This is a genomic window from Pseudomonas putida (assembly GCF_030159595.1).
GTDB lineage: Bacteria > Pseudomonadota > Gammaproteobacteria > Pseudomonadales > Pseudomonadaceae > Aquipseudomonas > Aquipseudomonas putida_AC.
In genome coordinates this window covers 46,156-65,413 of sequence record NZ_BSKJ01000001.1, presented here as the reverse complement: position 1 = coordinate 65,413, position 19,258 = coordinate 46,156, and the positions used below count along the sequence as shown (strand labels likewise).

18 protein-coding genes are annotated in these 19,258 nt (G+C 61.6%); 5 read left to right on the top strand and 13 right to left on the bottom strand.

Annotated features, from left to right (window positions below):
• Positions 1-13 precede the first annotated feature (13 nt).
• The 3 genes from QQL85_RS00340 to QQL85_RS00330 form a co-directional block, all read right to left on the bottom strand.
• Positions 14-1,453 carry an amino acid permease gene (locus QQL85_RS00340; RefSeq protein ID WP_284356328.1) on the bottom strand — a complete coding sequence of 480 codons (1,440 nt, stop codon included), beginning with the start codon at positions 1,451-1,453 and terminating at the stop codon, positions 14-16.
• A gap of 143 nt (positions 1,454-1,596) precedes the next feature.
• Positions 1,597-2,868, bottom strand: coding sequence for a cystathionine gamma-synthase family protein (locus QQL85_RS00335; protein ID WP_284356329.1), 1,272 nt, complete (start codon positions 2,866-2,868; stop codon positions 1,597-1,599).
• 170 nt (positions 2,869-3,038) lie between these two features.
• Entirely contained in the window at positions 3,039-3,923 is an 885-nt protein-coding gene (locus tag QQL85_RS00330) for a homocysteine S-methyltransferase family protein (protein ID WP_284356381.1), read from the bottom strand.
• 118 nt (positions 3,924-4,041) lie between these two features.
• Here QQL85_RS00330 and QQL85_RS00325 point away from each other — a divergent pair, with 118 nt between their 5' ends.
• Positions 4,042-4,863: an ABC transporter substrate-binding protein gene (locus tag QQL85_RS00325; RefSeq protein ID WP_284356330.1), complete on the top strand. Its 822-nt coding sequence runs from the start codon at positions 4,042-4,044 to the stop codon at positions 4,861-4,863.
• Entirely contained in the window at positions 4,860-5,681 is an 822-nt protein-coding gene (locus QQL85_RS00320; protein ID WP_060500277.1) for an amino acid ABC transporter permease, read from the top strand. The genes QQL85_RS00325 and QQL85_RS00320 overlap by 4 nt, the downstream gene beginning before the upstream one ends.
• Before the next feature lie 51 nt (positions 5,682-5,732).
• Here QQL85_RS00320 and QQL85_RS00315 read toward each other — a convergent pair whose 3' ends face one another.
• The 7 genes from QQL85_RS00315 to QQL85_RS00285 all read right to left on the bottom strand — a co-directional run bounded on the left by QQL85_RS00315 (position 5,733) and on the right by QQL85_RS00285 (position 14,238).
• Entirely contained in the window at positions 5,733-8,156 is a 2,424-nt protein-coding gene (locus tag QQL85_RS00315; protein WP_284356331.1) for a TonB-dependent siderophore receptor, read from the bottom strand.
• A 91-nt stretch (positions 8,157-8,247) separates the two neighbouring features.
• Complete coding sequence (locus QQL85_RS00310) at positions 8,248-9,171, bottom strand: FecR family protein (protein ID WP_284356332.1); 924 nt, start codon at positions 9,169-9,171, stop codon at positions 8,248-8,250.
• Positions 9,168-9,689 (bottom strand): RNA polymerase sigma factor, encoded by a 522-nt coding sequence (locus QQL85_RS00305; RefSeq protein WP_198748936.1) that lies wholly within the window; start codon positions 9,687-9,689, stop codon positions 9,168-9,170. The genes QQL85_RS00310 and QQL85_RS00305 overlap by 4 nt, the downstream gene beginning before the upstream one ends.
• A 111-nt stretch (positions 9,690-9,800) precedes the next feature.
• Positions 9,801-12,236, bottom strand: a complete 2,436-nt coding sequence (locus tag QQL85_RS00300; protein WP_284356333.1) for a TonB-dependent siderophore receptor — start codon at positions 12,234-12,236, stop codon at positions 9,801-9,803.
• 91 nt (positions 12,237-12,327) lie between these two features.
• Complete coding sequence (locus QQL85_RS00295; RefSeq protein WP_284356334.1) at positions 12,328-13,293, bottom strand: FecR domain-containing protein; 966 nt, start codon at positions 13,291-13,293, stop codon at positions 12,328-12,330.
• Positions 13,290-13,826 carry a sigma-70 family RNA polymerase sigma factor gene (locus QQL85_RS00290; RefSeq protein ID WP_104833497.1) on the bottom strand — a complete coding sequence of 179 codons (537 nt, stop codon included), beginning with the start codon at positions 13,824-13,826 and terminating at the stop codon, positions 13,290-13,292. The genes QQL85_RS00295 and QQL85_RS00290 overlap by 4 nt, the downstream gene beginning before the upstream one ends.
• A gap of 190 nt (positions 13,827-14,016) precedes the next feature.
• Positions 14,017-14,238 (bottom strand): hypothetical protein, encoded by a 222-nt coding sequence (locus QQL85_RS00285; protein ID WP_284356335.1) that lies wholly within the window; start codon positions 14,236-14,238, stop codon positions 14,017-14,019.
• Between the two features lie 26 nt (positions 14,239-14,264).
• Between QQL85_RS00285 and QQL85_RS00280 the strand changes: the two genes are divergently transcribed.
• Positions 14,265-14,561 (top strand): transcriptional regulator, encoded by a 297-nt coding sequence (locus tag QQL85_RS00280; protein WP_284356336.1) that lies wholly within the window; start codon positions 14,265-14,267, stop codon positions 14,559-14,561.
• A gap of 1 nt (position 14,562) precedes the next feature.
• Positions 14,563-14,874 carry a helix-turn-helix domain-containing protein gene (locus tag QQL85_RS00275; protein ID WP_284356337.1) on the top strand — a complete coding sequence of 104 codons (312 nt, stop codon included), beginning with the start codon at positions 14,563-14,565 and terminating at the stop codon, positions 14,872-14,874.
• A 61-nt stretch (positions 14,875-14,935) separates the two neighbouring features.
• On the opposite strand, the gene QQL85_RS00270 is transcribed toward QQL85_RS00275, so the two are convergent.
• Complete coding sequence (locus QQL85_RS00270; protein WP_284356338.1) at positions 14,936-15,865, bottom strand: malate dehydrogenase; 930 nt, start codon at positions 15,863-15,865, stop codon at positions 14,936-14,938.
• A gap of 388 nt (positions 15,866-16,253) precedes the next feature.
• Here QQL85_RS00270 and QQL85_RS00265 point away from each other — a divergent pair, with 388 nt between their 5' ends.
• Positions 16,254-17,639 carry a GntP family permease gene (locus QQL85_RS00265; protein ID WP_284356339.1) on the top strand — a complete coding sequence of 462 codons (1,386 nt, stop codon included), beginning with the start codon at positions 16,254-16,256 and terminating at the stop codon, positions 17,637-17,639.
• A 30-nt stretch (positions 17,640-17,669) separates the two neighbouring features.
• On the opposite strand, the gene QQL85_RS00260 is transcribed toward QQL85_RS00265, so the two are convergent.
• On the bottom strand, positions 17,670-18,167 hold the full coding sequence (locus QQL85_RS00260) for a hypothetical protein (protein ID WP_284356340.1): 498 nt from the start codon (positions 18,165-18,167) through the stop codon (positions 17,670-17,672).
• Between the two features lie 237 nt (positions 18,168-18,404).
• Positions 18,405-18,632, bottom strand: coding sequence for a hypothetical protein (locus QQL85_RS00255; protein WP_284356341.1), 228 nt, complete (start codon positions 18,630-18,632; stop codon positions 18,405-18,407).
• Positions 18,633-19,258 lie beyond the last annotated feature (626 nt).

Below are 19,258 nucleotides of genomic sequence, written 5' to 3'. Positions count from 1 at the left end.
AGTATCCCCCTGCTCAAGCGGCCTCGGAACCGGTCGCCACGGTTTCCAGCGGTAGCGGACGGCGCTGGCGGTATTTGCAGGTCAGCCAGAACGCCAGGTAACACCAGGCGATGAAGGGCAAACCAAAGTACAGGGCCACGCGCTGGGCCGGGTCGAAAGCGATACCCACGCAGGCCAGCACGCAGCAGAAGATGGCTGCCAGCGGCACGAACGGGTAACCCCGCACGCGGCACTTGATGTCTTCGAGTTTGCCGCCATTGGCGATGTAGTGACGGCGGAAAGCAATCTGGCTGGCGGCGATGCTGATCCACACCACCACCACCGCCAGCCCGGAAATGGACACCAGCGCCAGGTAGATGGTATCGGGCGCAAACACGCTGCTAAGCAGTGAAGCCATACCGCCCGCCATGCTCAGCACGATGGCATTGAAGGGCGTGCCGCGACGGGACAGCGAGGCATACCGGCGTGGCATGTTGCCTTGGTCGCTGAGGGTCCAGAGCATGCGCGCGGCTGCGTACAACCCGGAATTGGCCGCCGACAACAGCGCAGTGATGATGACGAAGTTCATGATGTCCGCCGCGTAGGGGATACCCATCATTTCAAAGACCATCACGAACGGGCTTTCGACCACGCCGGCCTGTTCGCGCGGCAACAAGGTGGCGAGCACGAAGATGGTGCCGACGAAGAACAACGCCAGGCGAAGCACGGTGGTACGGATGGCTTTGGGCACGTTCTTTTCAGGGTCTTGGGTTTCGCCGGCAGCAATGCCGATCAGCTCGGTGCCGGAGAAGGCGAAGGCCACTGCCAGCAAGGTCATGGCAATCGACCAGAACCCCGTGGGGAACAGCCCCTCGCGGGTGAAGTTACCCAGCCCCACACTCTGCACATGGGCAACCTCGAAGCCACCCAGGATCGCGCCACCGCCCACTACCAGGAAAGCGATCACCGCCAGCACCTTGACCAACGACAACCAGAATTCGGTCTCGGCGAACGAACGTACCGAAATGATGTTGCTGATGAATACCGCAAGCCCGAACAGCGCACTCCATATCCATACCGGCGTGTCCGGGAACCAGCGCACCATGAGAATGCCGGCGGCGGTGAACTCCGAGCCAATGGCTACCGTCCAGGTCAGCCAGTACATCCAGGCCACCATGTAACCGGTGCCTGGGCCGATGTAGCGGGTGGCGTAACTGCTGAACGAACCGACTTCCGGCATGTGTACCGCCAGCTCGCCCAGGCACATCATCACCAGGTACACCATGATCGCGCCGAGCACATAGGCGATGACCGCGCCCAGCGGCCCCGCCTGATTGACGGTGTAGCCCGACGTCAGAAACAGGCCGGTACCGATGACACCGCCCAGCGCCAGCATGACGATATGACGGGTTTGCATGTCCTGTTTGAAGCCATGTGCCGAAGCATTTCTCGTTGTCGTTGTTTGCAGGGACATTGTGGGTTTCTCATGAAAGTTGGCGGGCAAGGACGTTGCAACGACCTCGTCTTGGCAGAGCGAAGCGAATGGCCTTGCATATTGTTTTTGTTCGACTTCATGAAGTGGCACCCACCACAAAGGGTGAGTGCTACGCGCCAGCCTCAGGCCTGCATCTGGCCCAGGCCGGCATACGCGTCACCGTGCAATTCCTTTGCTGCGGCCAACTCCTGGCGCACCGATGCACAGGCCTGTGCAAGGTCTGCCAGCAGGTCTTCGGTGTCTTCGATACCCACCGAAATGCGCACCAGCCCTTCGGAAATACCCAGGGCCAGCCGTTCTTCGAGGGTGTTCTCCACATGGCTGGTGGTACGGGCCGGGCCGTAGATGGTTTCCACCGCGCCAAGGTTGCCGGCACGATGGGCATACTTGAGCCGTGGCAGCAAACGCGCAACGGTCGGCATACCGCCCTTGAGCACAAAACTGACGATGGCGCCGAAGCCGCGCATCTGCGCCTTGGCGATCGCATGGCCGGGGTGCTGAGGCAAACCGGGGTAGTTGACCGCCTCGACCAAGGGTTCGGTGCTCAGGTACTGCGCCAACACATGCGCACTGGCCTGCTGCTGGCGCAGCCGCAGGGCCAGGGTCTTGATGCCGCGGATGATCAGGTAGGCGGAAAACGGGTCCAGCGCCGCACCGTTGATTTCGCGGTAGTGGCGTACCTGCGCCATCAACGGCTCCGCACCGCAGACCATGCCGCCCAGCACGTCACCGTGCCCGGACAGGAACTTGGTGGCGCTGTGCACCACCACATCCACGCCCAGGGCCAGCGGGTTCTGGTTCAGCGGGGTGGCGAAGGTATTGTCGGCCACCACCACAGCCCCCGCCTGCCGAGCGGCAGCGCTCAAGCGCCGGATGTCCAGCACTTTCAAGGTAGGGTTGGTGGGGGTTTCGAGATACAGCAGGTCGCAGCCCGCAGCGATTTCGCGCTCCAGGGCCTCGGTGTCCAGCGTGTCGCACAGGCACACCTGCACGCCCATGCGGGGCAGGAACTCTTCAAAGATCTTGTTGGTGCCACCGTAGCTGTCTCGGGTCGACACCACGCGCTTGCCGCTGGAGAGGAAGGTATGCAGCACGGCACTGATGGCCGCCATGCCGCTACTGAACGCCACCGCCGACTCCGACTGCTCCAGCTCGCACAGCTTGGATTCCAGGGTGGCGACCGTAGGGTTGCTCATGCGGCTGTAGATGTAGCCCGGCAGTTTGCCTTGAGCCACGTCGTACCAGGCGTCGATGTCGTTGTAGCCGTAGGCGGCACTGACCACGATCGGGGTCTGGGTGGCATTGTACGGGTGCTGCACCTGCTCCCCGCCCCACACCACGCGCGTACCGACACCGGCCGCTGCATTGCCCTCGATTTTTTCGTTGTTGTTCATATCCGGTTCCCGCACGGCTGAGTTGTGTACACCGATTCAGGATCGGCCTTCAGCGGACTATAGGGACATGGCGGGAGACTGAAAAACGATGGAATCCGGGTCTGAGTGGCGTTTTTTTTAATGGCTGGGGACCGGGCGCTCGCAGAAGCCGCCCAGCCACCTGCCAGGCCTTACAGCAAATTGCGTTTCAGCTCGGCGATATGCTCCGGGCCAATACCACAGCAGCCACCGATCATGCTGGCGCCCCGTTTACGCCAGTCATTGGCCCAGGCCAGATAGCCCGGCGGGTCAAGGTCTTCGCGCAGCTCATCCAGGCCATCGTTGGCGGTGGCCTCCTTCGGCTGCGGCGGGAAGGCGTTGGCATAGGCACCGATCGCGATGTCGGCGTTGCGTTGCTCGATCAACGCGCTCGCTACATCGACCGCAGCGCCAATGACCTCGGGCTGGCTGCAGTTGAACAGCACCGCGGCGGCGCCCAGATCAACCACGGCGGCAATGGCATCTGCCACCGGCTCACCGGAACGCAGACGCGGAACGTCATCAACCTCTTCGTCCTGCAGGGTGAACGACACCCAGAACGGCTTGCCGTCTGCTGGCAAGTGGCCGTGGATAGCCCGCACCTCGGCTACCGAACTCTGGGTTTCTGCCAGCCACAAGTCGACATACGGGGCCAGGCCCTGCAGCAGCGGCGACAGCACGTCTGCAACGCGCTCGGGCTGGAACAGATCTGGGCGATAGGAGCCGAACAGCGGCGGCAGCGAACCGGCCACCCTGACCGGGTGCGGGCCGGCATCTGCCGCATGGCGCGCGAGTTGGCCTGCGGTATTGGCCAGTTGTCGCCCCTCGTTGGCAAAGCGCTCTTCGCCGATGTGGAACGGCACCACCGCATAGCTGTTGCTGGTGATGACGTGCGCACCGGCGGCGATGAACGCTGCATGCACCCCAACCACCGCCTCGGGCGCTTCGCTCAGCGCCAGTGCCGACCATTCGGGCTGGCGAAACGGCGCCCCACTGCGTTGCAGCTCACGGCCCATGCCGCCGTCGAGAATCACCATCGCTCGCTGTTTCATATAACTTCTCTGAAGGTTCTTATGAATTAAATTCATTAGTTCATGGACGTTTATAACTATTAAATACCCTATCACTCCTTTGCCCAACATATCAGGTATGTACATGCGATTTTCTACCGTGCTCGGTGCGGGCCTCGTGCTGCTCGCCACTGCTTCCCAGGCCTTTGCCGGCGCCACGCTCGAGCGGGTTGAATCGCGCAAGGAACTGGTCAACGTCCTGATGGAAAGCTACCCGCCGTTTTCTTTCCTCAACGACCAGAACCAGCTGGACGGTTTTGACGTGGACGTCGCCAAGGCCGTGGCAGACAAGCTCGGCGTCAAACTGCGCCTCGAAACCCCTTCCTGGGACGTGATCGCCGCAGGCCGCTGGAGCGGGCGCTACGACATCTGCATCTGCTCGATGACCCCAAGCAAGGCACGCAGCGAAGTGTTCGACTTCCCGGTGGAGTACTACGCCTCACCTGCAGTGATCGTGGTCAATGCCAAGGACGAGCGCATCCACACCGCCAAGGACCTGGATGGCCGCAAGGTGGGTTTGACCAGCGCATCGAGCTACGAAAGCTACCTGAACAAGAACCTGGTCATCGAAGGCGACGAAGACAAGAAGATCGAATACCCCTTCGACTTCGTGCAAATTGCGCCGTACGACACCGACAACGTCGCCTTCCAGGACCTGGGCCTGGGCGCCGGCGTGCGCCTGGACGCCATTCTCACCAACCTGGTAACCGCGCAACCGCGCCTGGACCAGGACAAGCGCTTCAAGCTGGCGGGCGCCGCGCTGTATGAAGAGCCGAACTCGGTGGCCATCGAAAAGGGCGACCCCGAGTGGGATGCCAAGGTGCGCCAGGTGTTTGCCGAGCTGAAGGCTGATGGCACCCTGGCCAAGCTCTCGCAGAAGTGGATTGGCGCCGATATCAGCAAATGAGCACCTTCCCCCCCTCCCCCAAGCCCGTGGTCAAGCCCACGGGCGCCGGCCTGTTCGGCTTTCGCACCCGGTTACTGCTGACCTGGCTGGCACTGTTCGGCCTGTTCGTTGCGTTTTTCCTCAGCTTCGATCTCAAGTTCTCGATCATTCTGGAGAAGTTTCCAAACCTGGCCGGCTTCCGGCTGGGGCCTAACGGCTTTCTGCAAGGCGCAGCGCTGACCCTGTTCCTGTGCCTGTGCTCGATGGTGGTATCGGTGCTGTTCGGCTTTGCCGCTGCACTGGCGCGGTTGTCGAACAGCGCGGTGCTGGTGGGCATCGCCAGCTTCTACACCTCGTTCTTCCGCGGCACCCCTCTGCTTATCCAGATTTTGCTGATCTACCTGGGGTTGCCCCAACTTGGCCTGGTACCTGGCGCCATCAGTGCCGGCATCATTGCGCTGTCGCTGAACTATGGCGCCTACCTGAGCGAGATCTTCCGCGCCGGCATCCTGGGCGTGGCGCGGGGCCAACGTGAAGCGGCACTGGCCCTGGGCATGCGCACGCCACAAATCTTCTGGCACATCACCTTGCCCCAGGCCATGCGGGTGATCATTCCGCCTACAGCCAACCAGTTCATCTCGATGCTGAAGGATTCATCGCTGATTTCGGTCATGGGGGTGTGGGAAGTGATGTTCCTTGCGCAATCGTATGGACGATCGAGCTATCGCTACCTGGAGATGCTGACGACGGCGGCGGTTATCTACTGGGTGCTGTCGATCCTGCTGGAGCTGGTGCAGGCGCGGCTGGAGCGGCATTTTGGCAAGGCTTATCAGCGCTAGCGGCCAGGCACAGCCAGCGATGGGGCGTAAAGCGCCCCATCGCTTCTTCTGTCAGAACCGGTATTCCATGCTGGTCATGAAATTGCGCGGTTCGCCGTACACGCCCCAACTGCCGGCAAACCCGTAGTACTTCTTGTCGAACACATTGTTGAGGTTGAGTTTCACGCTCAAGTCCCGGGTCACGTCGTAGCGCGTCATCAGGTTGACCACCGCGAAACTGCCTTGGGTGAAGGTGTGCAAGTCCTGGCCATACTTGCTCTGCCAGTTCACGCCGCCGCCCACGGTCAGCTTGTCCAACGCGCCCGGCAGGCGGTAGGTAGTGAAGGTCTTCACGCTGTGGCGCGGGATATTGGTGACGATGCGCTGGTCGTCCTGGTCGGTGCTGACGCTGTAGGCATAACCTGCCATGGCCTGCCAACCCTCTGCCAGTTCACCATCCAGCGACAGCTCCACGCCTTCAGTGGTAGTGCCCTGTTCAAGGGTGTAGATGTCCGGGTCACGCAGGTACACGGCCAGGTTGTCCTGCTCGATCTTGAACAGCGCCAGGCTGGCGTTGAGCTTGTCGTCGTTGAAGCTGCCCTTCACCCCCACCTCGTAGCCCACCCCTTCCTGCGGGTCCAGCGCCTTGTTATTGATGTCCTTCATGCCGTATTGCTGCGGGTTGAAGATTTTGGTGTAGCTGCCGTACAGCGACCAGGTGTCGCTCAGGTCGTAGACCAGGCCGGCGTAGGGCAGGAAGATGCCATGCCGATTCTGGCTGTCCTTGGTGCTGGTACCGCTGTCGCTGATGTTCTCGTTCTCGCGCTTCCAGTCGGTCACCCGGCTGCCGAGGATCAGGTGGGTGTTGTCGGTGATATGAAAGCGCGACGTCAGGTAGGCCGCGTACTGGTTTTCGTCGATCAGGCTTTTGCCCACCGGGGTGGTGTCTGGGCGTGGGCCGCTGCCATCCCAGGTGAAGAAGTTGTCGATGGTGCCGTCGTAGCCGGTCCATGGCCCGTACCAGCCGCCCCGCTCCGGGGTGTGCTCGCGGTAACGAGACAGGGTGGTACCCACGATCAGCTCATGCTCGCGGCCGAACAGGCTGAAGGGGCCGGTGACGTAGGCGTCCAGTGTGTTCTGCCGTGGGGTGCCGGACCAGCGGTTGGGGTACATGTAGGCACCGGCGCCGGTCTGCTGGTCGATGCTGCCGTTGAGGTAGTTGGTCAGTTGGTCGAAGGAATTTTGCGTGTGGCTGAGCTCGACCTTGGCGCTCCAGCCATTGTCGAACGTGTGCTCGATGGAGCCGAAAAGGTTGGTCACCTTGCGGTCGTAATAGGCCCAGTCTGGCGAGCTGTTGGTCGAGCGCGGGAAGTCGGTTTTCTGGCCATTGCTGAAATGCACCGGGAAGCCCGCACGCAGCGGCGAGTTGGTGTGGGTGTTGGCGTAGCTGAACCCCAGGGTGAGCAAGGTCGATTCCGCCAGGTCGAACTCGGTGATGCCATACACCAGCGCGGCATCCGACGACATGCGGTCAACCCAGTACTTCTGGTCCTTGTAATCCACCACCAGGCGCCCGCGCACATTGCCGGTTTCGGTCAATGGCCCCGAAGCATCGAAGCCCAGGCCATAGCGGTCCCAACTGCCGGCCTCGGCGGTGACGCTGAACTGCGGCTCGAAGGTCGGCCGTTTGCGGATCAGGTTGATGGTCGCCGAAGGCGTGCCGGTGCCGCTGATCAAGCCGGTGGCGCCCCTGACGATCTCGACCCGGTCGTACATGGCGGTGTACTGGGTGGAGTTGTCGATGCGCGACGAAGTCGGCACACCGTCGATTTCGAAGTTGTTGATCTGGAAGCCACGCGACCAGTAGGTGTTGTTCTCGGCGCCAATGCTGGTATGCGACGCAGTGATGCCTGGCGTCTGCTCCAGCACCTCGTTGAGGGTGGTGAGCTTCTGGTCATCCAGGCGCTGGCGGGTCATGACCGTCAGCGATTGCGGGGTTTCCTTCGGCGTCAGGTTCAGGCGCGTGGAGCTGCTGGAGGAATATGTGGTGTACAGCCCGGTGCCTTCGGTAGTCGACCCCGGCGCCTTGCCGGATATGCTCAAGGTCTCCAGCTGCACACTGTTACCCGCGCGGGCTGGCAAGGTGATGACGAAGCTGCTGGCGTTGGGCTGGCTGAGCTGCGCATTGCTGCCGGCCACCAGGGTGCGAATGGCATCGCCCGCGCTGAGCTGGCCCAGCACCGCGGCGGATGACTGGCCCATGACTTCGCTGGCGCTGTAAATCACCTGATAGCCGCTTTGCGCGCTGAACGCATCGAGCGCATCGGCCAGTGCCTGGGCGGGGATGTTGAAACTGAAACGCTGGCTCTGCGCCTGCGCAGCGTTTGCCTCGGCAGCCTGCAAGGGCAACCCGGGCCATACAGAGAAAAAGCTGGCCGCCAGCACGGCACTGGCCAATGGGCGGCGGTTGAAAACAGAATCGCGTGGGTGCTGCATGTGTACTCCCCGGAAAAATGCGAATGCAAATATTTCTTATGTGTGGGGTGTGACGCAGCAGAATCGGTAATCCCCGCGCGGGCGAAAAAAATTATCGAATGATCAGCCAGTGCCCCAGCAGCGCATGGGCCTGCAGCTGTTGACTGCTGATCAGGGCGTCCAGGGCGCTGTCGGCCTGGTCCAGGTTGAAGCTGCCACTTACCCGCCGCTGCCCGGCCTGCGCGTTCAGCAGCACCAGGCGCTTGCCTTGGTAACCGGCCAGTTGCTGCAGCACCTGTTGCAATGGCACCTCACGCACCCGCAACTGCCCGGTGCGCCAGGCCAGCAAGCGCTCGGCATCAACCGTTTCCGGCGCGCTCACCCGCTCGCCCTGTACCTCCAAGCGTTGCCCCGGCGCGAGCAATTGCTGTTGTGCCGGCGTGCTGACTTGCACCCGGCCGCTGAGCAACACCACCTCATCGCCTGCCGCTGCGCGGCTGACCGAAAAGCGCGTACCCAGCACTTCAACCTTGGCCTCGTCGACGTGCACCACGAATGGCCGACCGTCGTGCACCACATCCGCAAACAGCCGCCCTTGGCGCAGCCGCACGGTGCGCGTAGCGCCCTGCACGTCCACATCCACCTCGCTGGCGCTGTCCAGCCACAGGCGGGAGCCATCGTTCAGCAGCACCTCACGGCGCTCGCCCGCCACCGTGGCGTAATCGCTGCCCAGGCCCTGCAACGCCGGCACCGACAGCCAGACCGCACCAGCGGCCAGTAGCAGGCAGGCAGCGGCGGCGTAACGCGGCCAACGCCTGGCCTTGGCACGGTCGGCCTTGCGCACCCGGTGTGCGGGCAGCTCAAGGGTTTGCCACAGCTGCTCCACCTCGGCATATGCCCGTGCGTTTTGTGGTAGCAGCCGCCAGGTCTCGAAGGCCGCATGCGCCTCGCTGCCAAGGTTTTCGGCGCGCAGGCGGGTAAACCAGTCCAGGGCTTGCTGGTGCGCGATAGGGTCGTGGTCGGGAGAGACGGTCATGGCGATTCAGTCTTGATGCGGGCATCCAGCGCGGCGGCGGCGCAGTGGCTGAGGGCTTTGTTCAAATGCCGCTCGACGGCGCGCTCATTGATGCCAAGCCGCGTGGCGATGTCCTTGTAGCTCATTTGCTCCACCCGGGCCAGCAGAAACACCTCACGGGTGGGCGAAGGCAAGCCATCGATCAGCCGCTCCAGATGCGCCAGCGTGTTGCCCGCCACCGCACTGCGCTCGGGCGTGGTATCGGTCAGCAACTGGTCGAGCGCTTGCTCGTCATTCACCCCACGCACCTGGGTACGGCGGGCGTGGTCGATGCTCAGGTTGGTGGCGATGCGGTAAAGGAATGCACGCAGGTTGCCGACCTGGCCGTGCTCGCTGTGCAGCAGGCGCACGAAGGCGTCCTGCAGCAAGTCCCGGGCCGTTTCGCGGCAGCGCACCTTGCGGGTAAGGAAGGCCAGCAATTCGTTGCGGTGCCGTTGGTAGAGCAGCGACAGGCTGCGGGCTTCCTGCTCGTCGGACATGGGCTGGCGCGTGTGCTGGGGTGGCTGGAGCGGCGATGCTAGCGTTGTTGAGAATTGATCGCAAGTGTAAAACAGCGACGCGGCCGCTCCTGCACCGACCGCGTCAGCCGCTTAGAACCTGGCCCGCAGCGCCAGGTTGAAATTGCGCGGCTCGCCGTAGAAGTTCCAGTAGTTGGGGTTACCCAGGGTCTGGTAGTACTTCTTGTCGAACACGTTATCCAGGTTGTACTGCACTTCAAGGTTCTTGTTGATCTCGTAGATCGCATGCAGGTTGGTCAAGTGGTAGGCGTCCTGCTGGATCTTGTAGTCACTGTCCACTTCGGTCTGGGTCATCTTGCTTTGCGCATAGAAGCTGCCGCCTACACGCAGCGGGTTGAGCGCACCTGGCAGGCGGTAATCGGTCGCGACCTTGAACAGGTGGCGTGGCGAGGCGCCATTGAAGTCTTCGCCTTTCTGCTCACCCGCCATGTACTTGGACTGGGTATAGGTGTAGCCCGCCGACACGTTCCAGTTCGGCAACACCTCACCGGTCAGCTCCAGCTCGATGCCTTTGTTGCGCACTTTGTCGGATGCGCGGTAGCACGCAAAGGTCTGCGCACAGGTCACCCGCTCGGCACGGCCGGTCTGGTCGGACTGGAACAGCGCGATGGAAGTTTGCAGGCGCTTGTCCAGGAACTCACCCTTCAAGCCGATCTCGTAGTTGCTGCCGGTCATCGGCAGGAGCGTGTTGCCATCTGGGTCCTGCGAACTCTGCGGCTTGAAGATTTCGGTGTAGCTGGCGTAGGCCGACCAGTTTTCGTTCAGGTCTTGCACAAGGCCCGCGTACGGGGTGACTTCGCCACTCTTGGAGAAGTGCTTATAGTCTGTGGACTCACGCACGCCATTGGTGTCGTCCAGCGAATCATGGCTGTACCAGCTCCAGCGGCTACCGAGGATGAACGTGGTGGAATCGGTGAGGCTGAACCGGCTGGCCGCATACACGCCCTTCTGCTCTTGGGTGCGGTTGTATTGCCACTGGTTGACGTTCAGGGCGGTCGGCTTGGGCGGGTCGAACGCTGCCAGGTTGTTCATGTCGACGATGTAGCGGTAGGTGGCATCGCGCCCGCCGTGATAGTCGAAGTCGTCCTTGTTCCAGTTGCCGCCCACGATCAGCTCATGCTGGCGACCCAGTAGCTGGAACGGGCCGGTGAAGTAGCCGTCGATGCTGCTCTGGGTGTCATCGAAGCGAAAGTGGCGCGGGTTGAGGGTGAACAGGTCAGTGCCACCGCCCGGGTAGGTGTAGTTACCCAGGAAGTCCGATTTCGCCCACATCTGGTTCACGGCCACCACGCCCTTCCAGCCGTTGGCGAAGGTGTGCTGGATATCGGCGAACATCGTGGTATTGCGCTTGTCCAGGTGGTTCCAGTCACCGGTCAGCGAGGTAGAGCGCGAAACCGGGTAGAACGCTCCGCTTAGCTGGCTGGGCAGGGCCGACCAGTCGTAACCGGAGTTCCGCTCTTTCTGGTAGGTAAAACCGAAGGTCGCCAGTGTCGACTCGTTCAGATCAGCTTCCAGGATGCCGTAGAACAATTGGTTTTCTTTCTGGGCGGTGTCCAGGTAGCTGTTGGCATTGTTGTATGTAATGACAGAGCGACCGCGCAGCGTGCCCGCTTCGTTCAGCGGTGCGGACAGGTCGACCATGGTCTTGTAGTCGTCCCAGGAGCCGACCGAGGTTTCGATCAGCGCCTGGCGTTCGGCCGTGGGCCGCTTGCGAATCAGGTTGATGGAAGCCGACGGGTTACCCGCGCCTTCCATCAGGCCAGTGGCGCCGCGTACGATCTCCACACGGTCGTAGATGTCGGTGTTGGGCTTGGAGATGGTGTCCATCGAGTAGGGGTTGCCAATGTTGGTCGGCACGCCATCGATCTGAAGGTTCTCGACCGACTGCCCACGTGCTTGGTACACCGAACGCTCGCTACCGCTTTTGATGATGGTGACGCCAGTGGCGTTACGCATCACGTCATCGAGGTTTTTCATGTTCTGGTCATCCATGCGCTGGCGGGTGACCACGGTGACCGACTGCGGCGTTTCGCGCAGGCTCATCGGCAGCTTGGTGGCAGTGGACGAACGGCCCGTGGCGTAAGCCCCCGTGCCCTCCGTCACATCGCCAAGGCCCTGACCGGAAATGGTGGTGCTCCCCAAGGTCACTGCGCCTGCAGCCGCTTCGGCCTGGCGCACCAGCTGGAACTCCCGCTCGCCCGTGCGCACCGCTTCCACACCGCTGCCGGCCAGCATCTGCGCCAGCGCCTGCTCCACACTGGTGGCGTGTACCACCTGGCTCTGCTTGTTGGCGGTGAGCGTGGCATCACCGCCGATCAACAGCCCGGCCTGGCTGGCCAGCAGGTTCAGTTGCCGCGCCAGCGGCCCGACCGGGATGTCGAACACCGCACCTTGTGCCACAGCGCCGTTGCTGTCGGCCTGGGCGGCGGCAACGTGGCCGCCAAGGGCAAGGAGAATGGCCAGGGCCAGTGGATGACGGCGCGAGGAAGCAGAGTCGCGAAGCAGCATGAAGGGGGTCCTTCCGTAAGCAGGATGAAGTAGCGTCATCCCACCAAGCGCATGAGCGCCTCAAAACCAGAAAAAGAATTTTGAAAATTTTTCAGCGTGCTTCGATCGAGACCCACCAAGGCAAGGTGCGCACCACGCGAATGGGCAACGCACGTTCGAGCATGGCCAGAGTGCGGTCGGTGTCCTGCAACGGGAAGGTACCCACGGCGCGCAAGCTGTTCAGCGCAGGATCAATGCCCAGGTGGCCACGGCGGTAGTCGCGCAGCACATCGACCACCTGGCCCAACGGCATGTCTTCCGCCACCAGCACGCCACGGCTCCAGTCCTGGCGCAAGGCTTGTGCAGCCGTCGACGCGCCGGCCTGCTGCGCGTCGAACACCAGCATGTGCCCGGCGCCCAGCGTGGTTTGCACACCACTGCCGGAACAGGTGGCCTGCACGGCGCCTTCGAACACACTCAAGGTGGTTGTCAGCCCTTGGTCCCGAACACTGAACCGCGTGCCGAGCGGTTGCATGCGCCCTGCCCGCGTCACGACGGCCAGGGGGCGAGGGTCTTTGCCGGTTTCTATCAGGATTTCGCCGCGATACAGGCGCAGTTGCCGTACGTTTTCATCAAACTGCACATCCAGCGCCGTGCCGCCGTTCAACCACAGCTGGCTGCCATCGGCCAACGTGAGCGGCCGCACCTCGCCCAGGCCGGTGCGGTAGGTAGCAAACCAGGCGCGTGGTGAGTCCACCCAACCCCGCTGCCAGCCGCCCCACCCCAACAGCCCCGCCGCACCCGCCACACAGAGGCTGCCAAGCACGGCCCGGCGCGATTGCTGGCCACGCCGAACGCTGTCGAACACCTGCCGCGCCTGCTCTGCCTGGCCGTCGAGGTTGCCGAAACGCTGGTTGATACTTTCTACATAAGACCAGGCCAACCGATGCCGCGCATCCTCGCTCAGCCACGCACGCCATTGCGCGTTGGCGGCGGGGTCGTTCTGCGCTGCGTGCAACCGCGCGAACCAGCCGGCAGCCGCTTGCAGCACGGCATGGTCGAGTGGCGCCCGGCTCATGTCAGCGCGTCGTCCAGGTCCACCTCCAACAGCAAGCACTGGTACATCGCCTGGGCCAGGTAAGTGTTCACGCTGCGCTCGCTCACACCCAGTTGCTCGGCAATCTCGCGTTGCTTCATGCCCTGCAACTGCGCCATGAAAAACGCTTCGGCCACCCGCTTGGGCATGCGCTCGAACATCGCCTGCAATTGCTCCAGTGTTTCGAGGATCACGGCCTGATGCTCAAGCGATGGCACCAAGTGCTCGGGCTGGGCGGCCAGCACTTCCAGGTAGGCCTGCTCTACCCGCCGCCGCCGCCAGAAGTCCACACAGGCATTTCGCGACATACGCCCGAGGTAGGCGCGCGCGTGCTCCTGGTCATTGAAGGCGCGGGGTTTGGTGAGCAGCCGCACGAACACATCCTGCGCCAGCTCCGCCGCATCATGGGCATTGCCGAGCTTGCGCTGCAGCCACTGGCGGATCCAGCCGTGGTGGGCACGGTAGAGGGTCTCCAGTTCGAGGCCCGGGGCAGGAGCACTGGGAGGGGCATTCATGGGGGACGCCGTTGTGCTAATAGGAATTATTAGCAATGGTAGCTTGGATGAATGGGGTGGGCAATTGGAGAACTTCGAGCCCCGTAACCCTTGAAACATGGAGAGGCAATTAAGCCAATTCGCTCCCGGATGGCGGAACCTCCATCACTGACTGCTTCCCTTAACCAGAGAGCCACTCTCCCCCCAGACTCTAGAAAAGCGCTTTCGCCATCAATGGTCGACTTTTCACACGAGAGGTCGGGAAGGCATCTCTCGTTAAATCACTCTGGAAATATCCCGCAATTCCGCGAGCAGAGCCGCCCTGCCCGTAGAACAGCAGAATGTAGGTGACGAGCATATTCAGCACACGCTCCGCGAATTCAAAACGCAGGTCGAGGCCTGCGGTTTGAGCATCGGCGGCGATGCCTTGCACGCTATAAGGGAATCCCGTACATTCATATGCGCACGGTCATCGAAACGCCCACGTTTCAAAAAGCTGCAGCCAGGTTGTGGTCTGATGAGGAACGCGTGGTCTTTATCGACTGGATTGCAATCAACCCGCTCGCAGGGGATGTCATACCCGGTGCGGATGGCGCGCGAAAAGTCCGTTGGAACCGCTCTGGCAGCGGCAAATCCGGCGGAGCTCGGGTGATTTACTTCAACCTGAACGAAGATGAAATCGTGCTGTTGCTAACGGTTTATGCAAAGGCCGAGCGCAGCACCATGAGCCCTGCCGAAATCAGCAAGGTGGTATGAAATGCGTGATATTGAAAGTATTGCCAAGGCCATCGAGGCCGATGCAGGCGAGCCGCTACCTGACCTTCGGCAAGCACTCAAAGAAGCCAAGGCAGGCGCCGGGCGCATCACTACTCCAGAGCAAATTCTGGTACGCCAGGCCCGTGAGCGCTGCGGCCTGACCCAGGCTTCTTTCGCCGAGCGAATAGCAACACCTGTGGCTACCCTGCGTGATTGGGAACAAGGCCGTTTCGTGCCTCCGGGTGGGGTGCTGTGCCTTTTACGCCTGATCCTCAAACACCCTGAGCTGTCGCAGGAACTGACCAAGATCTGACCGCTGTTTCCAATAAGCCTTATCGCCGACCAGTGCGCCGACGATAAGGCCAGCCTTTCATTCACAACGCCTTCATCTCAGCAATATCCCGCGCCACCTGATCGGCAGAATGATCAAACATCGCCTGCTCCTGCGCATCCAGCGGCAACTCGATCACCCGCGTAAGCCCCGCTTCTGCAAGTACACAGGGCACACCCATGGCAATGTCCTTGCGCCCGTACTCCCCTTCCAGAATCGCCACCGCTGGCAAAATGCGGTTTCGCCCATTGGCGATGGCATCCACCATCTGCGCAATGGCCACGCCCGGCGCATCGCAGGCGCTGCCCATTTTCTTCAAACCCAGAATCTCGCCGCCGCCCTTACGCGTGCGCTCCACAATTTGCTCGATCTGCTCATTGGACAGGAAGTGGGAAAGCGGCACCGAGCCGATCTGGCAATAGCGCATCAGCGGCACCATGCTGTCGCCATGCCCGCCCAGCACCAGCGCCGTGATATCCCGTGCAGAGAACCCGGTTTGCTCAGCGATGAAACACTTCATGCGCGCCGTATCCAGCACCCCCGCCTGCCCGAACACCTTGTCACGCCCAAGGCCGCTGACGCTCCAGGCACGATAGGTCAGCACGTCGACCGGGTTGGACACCACCAGCACCGTGGCCGCTGGCGCATGGCGTTTGATGTCCGCCATGATGCCATCCAGTATCGGCAGGTTGATGCTCAGTACATCCTGACGCGACTGGCCGGGCTTGCGCGGCACGCCTGCGGTAATCACCACCAGCTCGGAGCCGTCCAGCATGTCGGCCTTGGCCCCGCCATAAACGCGGGTATCGGAGCCGGACTCCACAGCGGCCTGCCACACGTCCAGCGCCTTGCCCTGCGCCAGCTCACCCTGCACGTCCATCAACACCAGCTCACGGCACAACTCATCCCGGGCGATGATCTGCGCCGCTGCCTCGCCGACCAGGCCGGCACCCACGATTGTTAGTTTGTTCACCAGACACCTCCCAGCGGCGCGCGCCACCAGGAACACGCCTGCGTATAGAGAGAAGTATTGCCCGCCGGGGCTAAAAGGCCACTCGAAGGTGATGCCTGACAACAGAGCGTCCCTTACGCCGCTCCCACAGGAATGGCGCTGTGCATTTCTCTAGAGACGACCACCTGCGCTTGACAGTGTCCGGTCACAACCGAAATACTTTGAAACGATTCATATATATGACCAAATAACAAGGTGAATCGCTCCATGAATACCCCACCAAACAATGTTCATTTGCCGTGTGCGGAACCTCCATCCGTAGGCCTCAGTGCCATTCCTCTCGACGTCGAATCGTCCACCTTCAAATCCTGAGTGCCGCCAGAGCGCCTGCCCAACCGAGATTCCTTGCATGACTCCCTTAGATATACAGCTGTTGCTGACTGCCTTGGTCAGTGTCCTGGTCCTGGTGGCGCTCATCGTGTCGCGCCTGAAGATGCACCCGCTTCTGGCCTTGCTGGTGGTGTCCATTGGCGTGGGCTTTGCCACCCACATGGAGCCCGGCAGCATCGTCTCCCACCTGCTCACCGGCGCCGGAAAGACCCTGGGCGCAGTCGGCGTGGTGATCGCGCTTGGTGCGATGCTCGGCAAAATCCTGGCTGACGCGGGCGTCACCGAGCAGGTCGCTGATGTGATCCTCAAGCGCACCCCGGACCGCATGATCCCCTGGGCCATGATGCTGGTTGCCTTTGTCATCGGCATCCCGATGTTTTTCGAAGTGGGCCTGGTGATCATGCTGCCGCTGATTTTCAGCGTGGCGCGAAAGCTGGAAGGCAAGGCGCGCTTCAAAGGCTCGGCGTATGTGTACGTTGGTGTGCCGGTGATTTCGGCCCTGGCCGCCATGCACGGCATGGTACCCCCGCACCCAGGCCCCTTGACCGCCATTGCCGTGCTCAAGACCTCGGTGGGGCCGACCATGCTCTATGGCTTCCTGGCGGCTATCCCGGCAATGATTCTGGGCGGGCCGCTGTATGGCATGTTCATCTCGAAGCGTATGAGCACGCGGCCTGATCAGGCGTTGCTGGACCAGTTCACCCTGACGGAAAAAGCCGACAGCCAGCCCCGCCCCGGCGTATTCATCGGCATGCTGGCCGCGCTGCTGCCGGCAATCCTGATGCTGGTGCATGCCGTTGCCGAGATGCTGCTGCCCAAGGGCAATGCGCTGCTGGAAATGGCCAGTTTCCTGGGCAACCCACTGATCGCCATGCTGCTGGGCGTGCTGTTCGCCGGCGCCAGCCTGGTACTGGCGCGTGGCGGCGATGCCGAACAGCTGCGTGATGCGTTGGGCAAAAGCCTCAAGCCTATCGCCTCCATCATCATGATCATCGCCGGCGGCGGCGCCTTTCAGGAGATGCTGACCAGCGCCAAGGTGGGCGATGCCATTGTGCACCTGACCCAGCAATCGGCGTTCCCTCCCTTGATCCTGGGGTGGCTGATCGCGATGTTGCTCTCGGTCTCTACCGGTTCCGCCACAGTGGGCATCGTCGGGGCCGCCGGCCTGCTGGCACCGCTTGCAGGGGCAGACCCCAGCCTCAACCTGCCGTTGCTGGCCTTGTCCATTGGCTGCGGGTCGCTGTTCTTCAACTATGCCAACCATGCAGGGTTCTGGATGGTGAAGGAGTCGTTCGGCATGACCATGGGCGAAGCCACCAAGACCATTTCGGTGGTGCAGTCCATCGTGGCGGTGGTCGGCTTGATCGTGGTGTTGGTGTTGAATGCGGCTGTTACTGTGGGTTGAGCTGGATTCAAATAAAGCTGAGCCGCCGTGTTACTGCGGCGGCATTTTCCGGTAGCAGCCGAAGGTGTCTGCACAAGGAGCCAGCCATTGGCGCAGGTTTGCATTGCCTGCCAACGCCTCGGGGTCCAGCAGGCGTGCGCCGAAATTGGCATGGCGCAGAAAGCGCACATCAAGGCATTGCTCCAGTTGCCCGGCCAACAGCGGGAAGTCCATGAGGCTGTGCAACCGTGGCCACTTGATCAGCTTGCGATACCGCAGTTGCTGGGATACGACCCGCAGGTCGTCGTTGGAGCGCCACTGAATGTCGAACAGCTTGTCGTGGCGCGACAGGTGGACCCACCAGTTACCGCTGGCAGTCAAGGACAGGTCGAGTTTCAAGCTATCCGGTCGCAACTGGTTGCGTTTGTAGAACCAGTGCTCGGGAGGCTCAGTGGTGACGTCGATCGAGCAGACGCTGTGGGATACCGCGTCGATCCCGAATGTGGCGAACCACTCGGCGATTTCCGGTTTGACGGGGTGGCTGAACATGCGTGGCCTCCTGCTGAGAAATATCCATTGGGGCGGAAACTTAAATGCCGGACTTGGCCAGGTGATGCTGCTTGGTCGCATGCCATGAAGTGCGAGCAGGGTTAATCGAAACCCGTACTCGCGGCCTCAGGATGTGCACGGTAAGCCAGCTTCACAGGAGTAAACCACCAGGATGCCTTTAACCAAGGGCCATCCATAACGGTGCTACCTGGCCCCGTTCTTCATCAAGGTTATGGCCTAACTCTCCGTCTCCTGGCCATTTCGCGCCATTACCTTGCCACACTGCTCACTGGCCAACCGGCTGATGATCCGAATCGCCTGATGGATACCGGCCGTGTTGCGAAAGCTCAGTCGCGGGTTGTGTTCGCACTCCAGCATTTCGTCGTGTTGGACCAAGGCCTCGCCGAGTAGTTCGAGGGTCCAGGCGTAGCTTTGGATGGTGGAAAGGCGTTCTTGGTCAGTCATGGCGAGCCTCCGCTTGAATAGAGACGGAGCGGGATCGGCTGAGGGTGAAGTAGCTGTGAGCCGTCGAGAGACGACGGTGGAGAACGAATGCGAGGATCCTGGATGAACTTGAGGTAAGCATGCATGAGTCCCTTTTCGAGTGAAGCACCACGCTGACCGTCGCCAAACGGTTAGGGTGGCAGCTGTACGCAGGTTGGCGAACCGAGGAAAAGGAACTCGGCAGACCCGAAGGTCTCCCACGCACAGCCGCCATTACACGAAACTGCGGGCACAAAAAAAGCGCCTGCAATCGTGGTCGGGGCGCCGATGCGCCTTTTCGTTCGGGTCGCCAAACCCGGTCGCGGAATTGGCCGCGACTGGAGTACGGTATCGCTGCAACAGTCGCAATGCAAGATTGAGGGCTATGCGAATGGCCGATCAAGATCGTAGGAAAACTCAACCAGCATGCCGTGTGCTGTCATGGGACAGGCCTATGATTCAACAGTCGGAGATTACGATGAGAGAACGTGTCCATCTCAAAATTATCTCTAACCGGCAGACGCACTATCTCTAAAAAATCTGCAAAACACCTCGTAAACATTGGGCGAAAGGCCGTTAGCCGATGAGCACTATCTCAAAAACCGTCT

Bases quoted from the DNA above. Each gene is read 5' to 3' on its own strand.
- QQL85_RS00340 (WP_284356328.1), bottom strand. From the start codon at position 1,453: ATGTCCCTGCAAACAACGACAACGAGAAATGCTTCGGCACATGGCTTC.
- QQL85_RS00335 (WP_284356329.1), bottom strand. From the start codon at position 2,868: ATGAACAACAACGAAAAAATCGAGGGCAATGCAGCGGCCGGTGTCGGT.
- QQL85_RS00330 (WP_284356381.1), bottom strand. From the start codon at position 3,923: ATGGTGATTCTCGACGGCGGCATGGGCCGTGAGCTGCAACGCAGTGGG.
- QQL85_RS00325 (WP_284356330.1), top strand. From the start codon at position 4,042: ATGCGATTTTCTACCGTGCTCGGTGCGGGCCTCGTGCTGCTCGCCACT.
- QQL85_RS00320 (WP_060500277.1), top strand. From the start codon at position 4,860: ATGAGCACCTTCCCCCCCTCCCCCAAGCCCGTGGTCAAGCCCACGGGC.
- QQL85_RS00315 (WP_284356331.1), bottom strand. From the start codon at position 8,156: ATGCAGCACCCACGCGATTCTGTTTTCAACCGCCGCCCATTGGCCAGT.
- QQL85_RS00310 (WP_284356332.1), bottom strand. From the start codon at position 9,171: ATGACCGTCTCTCCCGACCACGACCCTATCGCGCACCAGCAAGCCCTG.
- QQL85_RS00305 (WP_198748936.1), bottom strand. From the start codon at position 9,689: ATGTCCGACGAGCAGGAAGCCCGCAGCCTGTCGCTGCTCTACCAACGG.
- QQL85_RS00300 (WP_284356333.1), bottom strand. From the start codon at position 12,236: ATGCTGCTTCGCGACTCTGCTTCCTCGCGCCGTCATCCACTGGCCCTG.
- QQL85_RS00295 (WP_284356334.1), bottom strand. From the start codon at position 13,293: ATGAGCCGGGCGCCACTCGACCATGCCGTGCTGCAAGCGGCTGCCGGC.
- QQL85_RS00290 (WP_104833497.1), bottom strand. From the start codon at position 13,826: ATGAATGCCCCTCCCAGTGCTCCTGCCCCGGGCCTCGAACTGGAGACC.
- QQL85_RS00280 (WP_284356336.1), top strand. From the start codon at position 14,265: ATGCGCACGGTCATCGAAACGCCCACGTTTCAAAAAGCTGCAGCCAGG.
- QQL85_RS00275 (WP_284356337.1), top strand. From the start codon at position 14,563: ATGCGTGATATTGAAAGTATTGCCAAGGCCATCGAGGCCGATGCAGGC.
- QQL85_RS00265 (WP_284356339.1), top strand. From the start codon at position 16,254: ATGACTCCCTTAGATATACAGCTGTTGCTGACTGCCTTGGTCAGTGTC.
- QQL85_RS00260 (WP_284356340.1), bottom strand. From the start codon at position 18,167: ATGTTCAGCCACCCCGTCAAACCGGAAATCGCCGAGTGGTTCGCCACA.
- QQL85_RS00255 (WP_284356341.1), bottom strand. From the start codon at position 18,632: ATGACTGACCAAGAACGCCTTTCCACCATCCAAAGCTACGCCTGGACC.